This is a genomic window from Chamaesiphon sp. OTE_75_metabat_556 (assembly GCF_031378165.1).
Lineage (GTDB): Bacteria > Cyanobacteriota > Cyanobacteriia > Cyanobacteriales > Chamaesiphonaceae > Chamaesiphon.
Genome location: NZ_JANNDR010000014.1, coordinates 1 through 9,167, shown reverse-complemented (window position 1 = coordinate 9,167; position 9,167 = coordinate 1). Strand labels below are relative to the sequence as shown.

Below are 9,167 nucleotides of genomic sequence, written 5' to 3'. Positions count from 1 at the left end.
CAGAATTTACCTTGCTTATTCGCCGCCCAAGCCGCCCGCGCTGCTGGCAATGCTTCGGGGTGAATTTGGGTGAGCGGGAAATATTTATAAACTAAGGTGACTTTATCTTTGTGCTTAGCCATAAATTGCTTGATGCTTTTATCGGCAGTAGCACAATATGGACACTGAAAATCCGAAAATGCGACCATCACAATTTGCCGATTGCTAGCCCCACTCACTGGGGAATCACCAATCATTGCTTTCGTGTTTTTGCGAACTTTAGCGATCGCCTCAGCTTGAACTTTTTTTTCTTTGGCCTGTTGTTCTGCTGCATATTTCTGTAAAATTTCGACCAAAACATCTGGATTCCGCCGAATTACTTCCAGAATTTGTTTTTCGAGTTGGGGCGTGACCTTAACTGATTGTGCGAGTTTTGTTGGTGATGTAGTAACTCGCTCTGTTTCTAGAAAATTGAAAGGCGTATTTTCGGGGTTGGAAGTTGGTGTGGTGGTGAGATTGGAGCCTTGCGGTGCTGCCTGAACGGGCAATGTGCCAAACACTAGAGCTGATAGTAATAATGATAAGATCGGCAGTCTGCACAAATTGAGTAAATAATTCATTGCGGTCAGATCGGGGGTAAGTTGATGCAATCGAAAGTCGGCAGTCTATTGAGGCTTAGTAGCTGTTGGCGGAACTTTTTTGAGGTTCTTTTTAAGATGCTTGAATTTCATCGAACCTTTATATCCTGCCAAAGTTGCGATCTCTTTTAAATCTTTCGTACCATTGAAATATTTGCCGTCAATTACCCAAGTTGGAAAATATTTAATCTTCATATCCTTGCATAACTGTCGCTGCGAGTTTTCACCATTCGCATCGCATTCAATGTAAGTTAATTGCGCCGCAGCTTTAGCCCCAAACAAAGCTTTTTGCTCCTGGCAATGTTCGCACCAATAAGCCCCATAGAACTTGATACCTTTGGCGGTGAGATATTTTGCTAATGCGATCTCTGCTTTGCCAGCAACAGTCGTCACCTCAATTTTGCCAGTTCCTGTTGACTGAATGTCAGGAGTAGGTTTTACAGCACCATTAGGAGCTGCGGAGGGAATAGCTTTGGGAGTATTATCGATCGCGGGTTGGGGCGTCGTTTTGGGGGTGCTATTCGGAGCCGTTTGCGGAGTAGTAATAGTTCCATCAACTGGAGGTGACGGATTAGCCCGGACACTCATCAGCGAACTACTGGCGATCGACATCGCAGTTGCTAACTGAAGTAACTGGATTTTTTTAAGCATTCGGTAAAATTGAGAGATGGGCAATTTTAAAATATATCAATTATTTGGGTCGATCGCACCAGTTGAGGTATCGATCGACACTACAGCGACGATCAATCCAGCAGTTGAAATGCTCCATTGATCGACGTCTATTCAGTTCGCGCCAATTTATCGTACTTGAATACTTTGTTCCCTGGATAACCAGTCAACTCACTCAGTTTTGCGAGTTTTTTGATTCCAGGCTCCAATTTGCCGTTGATGCTCCAAGTCGGAAAGCTTTTGATCCCATTTTTAGTGCAAGTTGCTGTTTGGGAATTCTTTTTGGCATCAGGCGCGCATTCGATATTGGTAATCTGCTCCCATGCCTGCTGGCCGAATAACTGCTTTTGTTCGTAGCAATGCGGACACCAATAGGCACTGTACATTTTCACGCCTTTCTGGGTGAGATACTTAGCCAGCTCAACCTCTGCTGGGCCAGATGTAGACTTAATTTCCCAACCGATCCCTGGTTCTGGTGCTGTCGTCGGTGCCAATGAATTGATATCCCCACCGATCGCCGTATTGTAAAATAGGAGTGAGACTACCACAGAAGCCAGCGCGGCGGCCATCCCCGTAAATATTAATTGACCGATATCTTCCCAGTCTCGACCAATAATGGTCAGTCCGAAGATCGCAAATGTAAAAATCGCTGAGGCAATACAGAATGGACAAGCCGCCTGGATGACAAAGGCGAGTAAATACATCAAATAACAGCTAAATACGGCCATGGCTGCACCCACCACAAACATTCCCAACCAAGTAAGGTTACTGATTTGATTGTGAGCTGATTTGTTCGTCTTGGGATCGATGAGTGTCGGCGCAAATGCCATCACCGCAACAGCCATGTAACTCAATAATCCCAACCCAGTCAGTGGGAAATTACCGATATTCGCAAACGGACTAGACAGTACGATCTGACAGCCTTCTGTGCCACACACACCATTTTGACTGACTTTGACCCAGGTCAGATAAGCGGTCACAAAAATGCCTAAAATTGCGATCGCGCCAATTAGCAATCGCGAATATTGATAGATCCAGGGGATTTGACGACGTTTCATAGTTTTCATAAGGGGATAGGGGACAGGGGATAGGGATTAGGGGGATTTATAGAGATACCTTTGGTATAGCTCATCGCTAAGATTGAGATTATGACTAAATAATTCTTGTTTGAAGAATAGTTGCAACCCGATCAAAACAAGCACTAGATCCATCTGTTGGATCCCTAATCCCTATCCCCTATTTATGAATTTTCATCGAATCAATCGCACGCTGTACCGATCGATTGGCGAGATCCTGACGAATTGTTTCGACAAATTGACTGACGCGAATTGGGTCGATTGAGTTCTCAATCTTGCCTTGACGTTTGAGCGAACTCGACACAATTGCCCCGTCGGCAAATTGCATCAAACTATTAATATTTTCTACACTCGCACCACTACCGATCAACATTGGCGTGCTACCAGCCGCTGCCCTCGCCAGCCGGAGATCTTCGAGGCTAGGAGGACTGCCTGTAACCGCACCAGATAAGATAATAGCGTCGGCTAGTCCACGATCGATCGTTTCGCATACAGCATTAGTCAGATCGCTCGAACTCAGTGGTTGGGCGTGTTTGACGAGGACATCGGCGAGGATCTTGACGTCAGATCCCAATTCCCGCCGATATCGCAGCAGTTCGTGAGCGCAGCCTTCGATTAAGCCTTGATCGGTGGCCATCACGCCAGACAGGACATTGACTCGAATAAAACTCGCACCCGTACAACTGGCGATCGCCATCGCACTGAGACTATCATTGCGGAGTACATTGATCCCGATCGGGAGTGACACTAATTCCATCAACCGCGTGACGATCGTCGTCATCGCACTGACTACTGCCGGATCGACGCGACTTTTGGGAAAAGGCGCATCAAAAAAGTTTTCGACCACGATCCCATCGACACCACCAGAAACGAGCGCGACGGCTTCCTGTTCCGCGCGATCGACAATGGCGCTGAGGCTACCACCCCAACGCGCAGAAGTCGGTAGGGGTAACAGGTGGACGACACCAATAATTGGCTGGGTGGTGTTAAAAATTTGCTTTAAATTCACGTTTTGCGTTAAAACTAGGCGGATGACGATTGCCGCACCAATTCAAATTTTGGCATGACCAAACCGCAAGACTCGATCTTCACCTCTATTATCCACAAATTAGGCTTGCATGACTTACTTAAACCGATCGACCAGTCACTAATTGGTAGCGATTGGCCATTATTTGCTACTTTACATTCCGCAACATCATGCTATGATTAGGGCTGAATGACTGAAACTAGGCACGTTAGCAGCCGTCAGCCGAATTTACACTTGGCATCGGCATCGATCTAATATCGATATTTTTAGTCAAAAACACTCGGTCGTCAGTGTCTGTGGGGAAAAAGTTGCAGAATCGGTTAAGTAGCCATTCGCTGCTCCAGCAGGTACGCCAACAAACTCAACCCGGACGGATTCGATCCATTCTTGCTGTTTGAGCTGGTAACTGAGTACCAAATGGCACACTAACTGTTGGAGACAAATCAACCAAGACTACATGGGCAACAAGCCAACAATTGCAATATCTCACTTAGGTTGCGAAAAAAATCGGATTGATAGCGAGCACATGCTCGGTCTACTGGTCGAGGCAGGTTATGAAGTAGATGCCGATGAAGCCGCTGCCGACTATGTCATCGTCAATACTTGTAGCTTCATCGATGCAGCCAGAGCCGAATCGATCCAAACGCTAGTAGAACTAGCCGAAGCTAATAAAAAAATTGTCATCACTGGCTGTATGGCACAGCACTTTCAGTCACAGTTACTCGCCGAAATCCCTGAAGCTGTGGCTGTCGTCGGTAGCGGTGATTATCACAAAATCGTCGATGTGCTCGCTCGCTCTCAAGCTGGCGAACGGGTCGTCGAGGTGACTCCAGAGCCGACTTATATTGCGGATGAGCATACACCGCGCTATCGGACGACGACTGAGGGTGTCGCCTACCTGCGTGTGGCTGAAGGTTGCGACTATGGTTGTGCGTTTTGTATTATTCCCCATCTGCGGGGCAAACAGCGATCGCGACCGATCGAATCGATCGTTGCCGAAGCCCAAAGATTGGCCGATGAAGGTGTCCAGGAACTGATCTTAATCTCCCAAATCACCACCAATTATGGGATCGATATTTATGGAGAACCTAAGTTAGCAGAATTACTGCGGGCATTGGGTGAAGTAGATATTCCCTGGATTCGGATGCACTACGCTTACCCCACGGGATTGACGCCCAAAGTGGTTGCCGCGATGCAGGAAACAGCAAATGTGCTGCCCTACCTAGATTTACCATTACAGCATTCCCATCCCGAAATCCTCCGTGCCATGAATCGCCCGTGGCAAGGACAGGTCAACGATCGCATCATCGAGCAACTCAAAATCGCTCTCCCTGATGCCGTCATGCGGACGACACTGATCGTGGGTTTCCCCGGGGAAACTGACGCACATTACCAACACCTGCAAGCTTTCTTGCAACGGCATGAATTCGACCATGTCGGCGTGTTTACCTTCTCCGCAGAGGATGGAACTACCGCTGCGACCTTGCCTCACCAACTGCCCCAAGCAGTCATGGACGAGCGTCGCGACGGGATCATGGCGATGCAACAACCAATTTCACTCCGCCGTAACCAAGGTGAAATCGGTAAAACCGTGGATGTCCTGATCGAACAGGAACATCCTGGCTCTGGGTTGTTGGTAGGCAGATCTGCTAGATTTGCCCCAGAAGTGGACGGAGTAGTGTATGTTAGTGGGAGTGCCCGACTTGGGTCGATCGTTTCGACTAAGATCCGCACCGCCGACCATTACGATCTTCACGGCGAGATCGTCTACTAAATAAACAGTCAATAACGATCGGTTATCCGGCAATGCCAAGCTTTCAGCTTGAGACTAAACTGAATGACAGAACGCTACTACACCACTGTTGAATTCAAAATTTAAATTCACTTTAAATTTTGGATTGGAGCAAAGACGCTAGAACGCAGTATAAAGACCGATATATTCGACAACAATCTATCACAGAATCTCCGCCTCGCAACTGATGCGAACGTTCTGTAACTATTTAGTATTTTTTATAAGTGTAGAATTACAGCTAATTCTCACACATCCCTAGACTGAATGGTTTCAATATTGGGTACGATGTTTTTTCCGGTTTAGATACTGACCGATTCCTAAATATTAGCTCCTAAATTTTCGACTGCAATCATACCGATCCCTTAACTATAAATTATGACCGTTTCCTTCTCTAGCCTTGGACTTTCCGATCGTATCGTTACACAACTGGAAGGTCTAGGGATTACTGAACCAACCAATATTCAAGAGCAAGCTATTCCCTTTTTGCTATCGGGGAAAGATGTCGTCGGCCAATCCCAAACCGGAACTGGTAAAACGGCAGCATTTGCACTACCAATGATCGAACGCTTAGATTGGCAGCGTCCTGTCGTCCAAGCCCTCGTCCTGACGCCAACTCGCGAGTTGGCGATGCAGGTCTCCGCAGCCATGAAAACCTTTTTGGGCGGCAATGAGCGCCGTTCGCCGATTCTGACTGTTTATGGCGGTCAAGCGATCGACCTCCAGATTCGTCGCCTTGAAAGCGGTGTCGCTGCTGTTGTCGGTACCCCCGGACGCGTCATCGACCTGATCGATCGCGGTCATCTCCGCTTGGGTCAAGTGGAATGGTTGGTACTCGATGAAGCTGATGAAATGCTCAGTATGGGCTTTATCGACGACATCGAACTGATTTTAAGCAAATTGCCTAAAGAACGCCAAACCGCCTTCTTCTCGGCGACGATGGCACCGCCGATTCGTTCGTTGGTCAACCGCTTCCTTAACTCGCCAGTGACAGTCACTGTCGATCAAGTTAAAGCGGCACCATCCAAAATTCAGCAACAAGTTTACTTCATCCCCCGTGGTTGGACTAAAGCTCAAGCCCTCCAACCGATTCTCGAACTCGAACAGCCAGAATCGGCCATCATCTTTGTGCGGACGCGGAAAGCTGCTGCCGAACTCACCAGCCAACTCCAATCTGCCGGACATAGTGCAGATGAGTATCATGGCGATCTGACTCAAACTCAGCGCGAACGGCTGTTGACTCGCTTCCGCAGCGACAAAGTCCGCTGGATCGTCGCGACTGACATTGCCGCGCGCGGTTTGGATGTCGATCATCTCAGCCACGTCATCAACTACGATCTCCCCGATAGTGTAGAAAATTATATCCACCGGATCGGTCGGACGGGTCGTGCGGGCAAAGAAGGCGTCGCTATCTCCCTGATTCACTCCCTCGATCGCCGCAAACTCCAAGCGATCGAACGTCGGGTCAAGCAGTCCCTAACCGTCTGCCAAATCCCCACCCGTGCTCAAGTCGAAGCCGTTCACGTCCAGAAGATTCAAGGTAAAGTCCAAGAAGCACTCTCTGGCGAACGGGTCGCATCTTTCTTGCCGATCATCGCCAAGATGAGCGAAGAATACGACGTTCATACCGTCGCCGCAGCCGCACTGCAATTGGTATACGACCAAACTCGCCCCGCATGGCTCGATATGGAAGAACCCCAAATGCAAGAGCGCGATCGCTCCTCAAATAGCTACAAACCTCGCGGTGGTAGCGACCGTCGCAGTGGCGGCGGTGGCGGTGGCGGTGCTGGTGGTAAGCCAGTTCTGCGGAATGGCGGTGGTGGCGGTGGTGGCGGTCGGTACGATCGTCGCGATAGCACCCCCCGCAACGAAAGCAGCCGTTACGAACGCGAAGGTCGCGACAATCGCGGTCATCGCAGCGAAGAACGCGTATAATCGCTCTCGGCTATTACCAGCAAGTAATCGACTCCTAGATCGAGATGTTTAGTCATCTGTCATCAAAGGTGGGCATAGCCCACCTTTTTGATGTGAATCCACTTGGTGAAGTCGGAATTGCCGATCAATTTTGCTGCCAATTCCCAAGATTAGCAACAAAATCGATCGCCCATACCTAGACGTGATAATTTAAATAGGGGTGTGACAAAGTTTATGAAAAAACATTAAGATATAGTGTCGAGGATGCAGGCCGCACATTGGCGGATTCATACTAAAGCATCGACCAAAAAGCAGTTGTTAACTGCGGACGATCGCAATTCACAACTTCTCGCTCAAAAGCGATTGGGCACAGCTAACACTGAGGCTCCTCATGACTGTATCTCGTCATCCGCGACGTCCGAGTCCGCTGCTGAACCGATCGACTGCCACGATTTCAACGATAAGTTCACACTTCCGCAACAGTTGTTGTCCGCCCAAAAAAATTGAGGCGATCCCCCCCCTGGGGAAATCCTGCAAGCAAGCTAATTTAATTCCAGTCTGGAGGAATTTTTATATGTCTATTCGTTTATATGTGGGCAACTTACCAAAATCTGATGTAGAGCGGGAAGAACTCCAAACCGTTTTTGCTGATGCTGGCGAGCTAGTTTCTGTGAAAGTAATCAAAGATCGCAAAACTGGCAAATGCCGGGGCTTTGGCTTTGTCACGGTCGAGACTGAAGAACAAGCAGACCAGATCGTCGAAAAGTACAACGGTGTCATGTTCCAAGAGTTGCCGATCAAAATTGAAAAAGCTCTGCCCAAAGCCAAAGGGCAAGAGGATGAAGATGGTGATCATGAAGGATCGACAGAGCCTAGAGAACCCAGCAACGTCCCCAAACCCAATCTTAGTAATAAGGGGAGTAACAGTGCGACTAGCACTCCTCGCCGCAGTAGTGGTGGTGCTAAAAAAGGTGGTCGAAAAGAAGGTGCTAAGAACAATGCCAGTACCACTAGTTACAGTACTAGCACCAGCACTGAAAGTTTTCAACCAGATCCTCGGTGGGCGGGCAAACTGGCCGAACTCAAAGATAAATTAGCTCAATCGGGCAATCTCTAAGTTCGAGTCGATTGCCTAAATAGAGACGACAGACTGCAATTGCTTGCAGATAGATAAAATTGTTGCTAGAGAGATTTATCTCTCTAGCAATTTTTTTGGCAATCTTGTCTCTAGTTGCGGGTAGGCTCGTCGTCAAGTATCGAATCTACTAGTCGCCCAGCCGAGAACTGATCATCATCCACACTTGCAGGCAAAGAGGCTCGATTCTCTTCCAGAGACGCTACGCGAACGGTTGCGGACATCTGGCGGCGAGGATCGGATTCGCTAGCGCGCCAGGTTTGCCATGCCGCTTTAACACCCACCCAGACATTACGAGTACCCGTTTGGATATTCCCAGCTTGTTTCTTGACCTCCACCAAGCTTAGATCGACTTGTTGAGCGACAGCGGCGGCACTTTGAACACCTTGAGACATTTCCTCGCTCAGATCGCTCAATTCCAAGCTGGCTAGTCTAATTGCTTCTAGTGTGGGGGGTAATTCTCGATCGAGCCTATCGAACAACTTCTCAGCACTACGAGCGGCTCTAGACAAGTCTTGAATTGCCGGAAAAGCAGCAACTACCAGTGCTGTCAAGCTAACAGCAACGAGTAGAATTGAGCAGCCGAGTAGTAGTAGTGGATCGATAACAGTTGATAGTTGATAGTTGACAGTTGACAGTTGAGGATTATTCATCTACCTGACTAGATGATTTGGAATTAGTGGGGGAATTTAATTCGCGGACAGATTGACTAGCCGCAATGCCCGCAGAAACTGCGATTGCCAGCCTGTCGAGTGTATCATGCCACCTGTCACCCGCAGCAGCCGAAAGTCTGTCGGCTTGAAGTTGGACGCTACTAGAAATATCTTCGGCCATTTGAGGTACTGCCGCTACGGTTTTATGCAAAATCTTGCGCGTATCTCGTCCTTTGCGGGGAGCCACTAATAGCCCTGCAATAGCACCAATTGCTGCACCGATGACA

General features: G+C 48.4%; 12 protein-coding genes. 5 read left to right on the top strand and 7 right to left on the bottom strand.

The features are described from left to right. The 4 genes from RMO27_RS00500 to btpA form a co-directional block, all read right to left on the bottom strand. On the bottom strand, nt 1-599 hold a 599-nt coding region (locus tag RMO27_RS00500), incomplete at its 3' end, for a DsbA family protein (protein ID WP_309728020.1). Between the two features lie 45 nt (nt 600-644). Further along, nucleotides 645-1,268 (bottom strand): hypothetical protein, encoded by a 624-nt coding sequence (locus tag RMO27_RS00495; RefSeq protein ID WP_309728018.1) that lies wholly within the window; start codon nt 1,266-1,268, stop codon nt 645-647. 128 nt (nt 1,269-1,396) lie between these two features. Beyond that, nucleotides 1,397-2,353 carry a vitamin K epoxide reductase family protein gene (locus tag RMO27_RS00490; RefSeq protein ID WP_309728016.1) on the bottom strand — a complete coding sequence of 319 codons (957 nt, stop codon included), beginning with the start codon at nt 2,351-2,353 and terminating at the stop codon, nt 1,397-1,399. A gap of 169 nt (nt 2,354-2,522) precedes the next feature. Continuing rightward, complete coding sequence (btpA, locus tag RMO27_RS00485) at nt 2,523-3,371, bottom strand: photosystem I biogenesis protein BtpA (protein ID WP_309728013.1); 849 nt, start codon at nt 3,369-3,371, stop codon at nt 2,523-2,525. A 54-nt stretch (nt 3,372-3,425) separates the two neighbouring features. Here btpA and RMO27_RS00480 point away from each other — a divergent pair, with 54 nt between their 5' ends. Beyond that, entirely contained in the window at nt 3,426-3,572 is a 147-nt protein-coding gene (locus RMO27_RS00480) for a hypothetical protein (RefSeq protein ID WP_309728011.1), read from the top strand. Nucleotides 3,573-3,659: 87 nt separating this feature from the next. Here RMO27_RS00480 and RMO27_RS00475 read toward each other — a convergent pair whose 3' ends face one another. Then, nucleotides 3,660-3,806, bottom strand: a complete 147-nt coding sequence (locus RMO27_RS00475) for a hypothetical protein (RefSeq protein WP_309728009.1) — start codon at nt 3,804-3,806, stop codon at nt 3,660-3,662. Between the two features lie 40 nt (nt 3,807-3,846). Between RMO27_RS00475 and rimO the strand changes: the two genes are divergently transcribed. The 4 genes from rimO to RMO27_RS00455 all read left to right on the top strand — a co-directional run bounded on the left by rimO (nt 3,847) and on the right by RMO27_RS00455 (nt 8,209). Next, on the top strand, nt 3,847-5,163 hold the full coding sequence (gene rimO / locus RMO27_RS00470) for a 30S ribosomal protein S12 methylthiotransferase RimO (RefSeq protein WP_309728007.1): 1,317 nt from the start codon (nt 3,847-3,849) through the stop codon (nt 5,161-5,163). 393 nt (nt 5,164-5,556) lie between these two features. Next, complete coding sequence (locus RMO27_RS00465; RefSeq protein ID WP_309728005.1) at nt 5,557-7,113, top strand: DEAD/DEAH box helicase; 1,557 nt, start codon at nt 5,557-5,559, stop codon at nt 7,111-7,113. A gap of 234 nt (nt 7,114-7,347) precedes the next feature. Further along, nucleotides 7,348-7,599, top strand: coding sequence for a hypothetical protein (locus tag RMO27_RS00460; protein ID WP_309728003.1), 252 nt, complete (start codon nt 7,348-7,350; stop codon nt 7,597-7,599). A 67-nt stretch (nt 7,600-7,666) separates the two neighbouring features. After that, nucleotides 7,667-8,209 carry an RNA-binding protein gene (locus tag RMO27_RS00455; RefSeq protein WP_309728001.1) on the top strand — a complete coding sequence of 181 codons (543 nt, stop codon included), beginning with the start codon at nt 7,667-7,669 and terminating at the stop codon, nt 8,207-8,209. Nucleotides 8,210-8,319: 110 nt separating this feature from the next. Here RMO27_RS00455 and RMO27_RS00450 read toward each other — a convergent pair whose 3' ends face one another. Together RMO27_RS00450 and RMO27_RS00445 are read right to left on the bottom strand one after the other, a co-directional pair. Further along, nucleotides 8,320-8,880, bottom strand: a complete 561-nt coding sequence (locus tag RMO27_RS00450) for a DUF948 domain-containing protein (RefSeq protein WP_309727999.1) — start codon at nt 8,878-8,880, stop codon at nt 8,320-8,322. Continuing rightward, nucleotides 8,873-9,167: YtxH domain-containing protein (locus tag RMO27_RS00445; protein WP_309727996.1), on the bottom strand; the 295-nt coding region annotated here is incomplete at its 5' end. The genes RMO27_RS00450 and RMO27_RS00445, both read right to left, overlap by 8 nt.

Coding starts and splice junctions, on each gene's coding strand:
- RMO27_RS00450 (WP_309727999.1), bottom strand. CDS start 8,880: ATGAATAATCCTCAACTGTCAACTGTCAACTATCAACTATCAACTGTT.
- rimO (WP_309728007.1), top strand. CDS start 3,847: ATGGGCAACAAGCCAACAATTGCAATATCTCACTTAGGTTGCGAAAAA.
- RMO27_RS00495 (WP_309728018.1), bottom strand. CDS start 1,268: ATGCTTAAAAAAATCCAGTTACTTCAGTTAGCAACTGCGATGTCGATC.
- RMO27_RS00455 (WP_309728001.1), top strand. CDS start 7,667: ATGTCTATTCGTTTATATGTGGGCAACTTACCAAAATCTGATGTAGAG.
- RMO27_RS00465 (WP_309728005.1), top strand. CDS start 5,557: ATGACCGTTTCCTTCTCTAGCCTTGGACTTTCCGATCGTATCGTTACA.
- RMO27_RS00490 (WP_309728016.1), bottom strand. CDS start 2,353: ATGAAAACTATGAAACGTCGTCAAATCCCCTGGATCTATCAATATTCG.
- RMO27_RS00480 (WP_309728011.1), top strand. CDS start 3,426: ATGACCAAACCGCAAGACTCGATCTTCACCTCTATTATCCACAAATTA.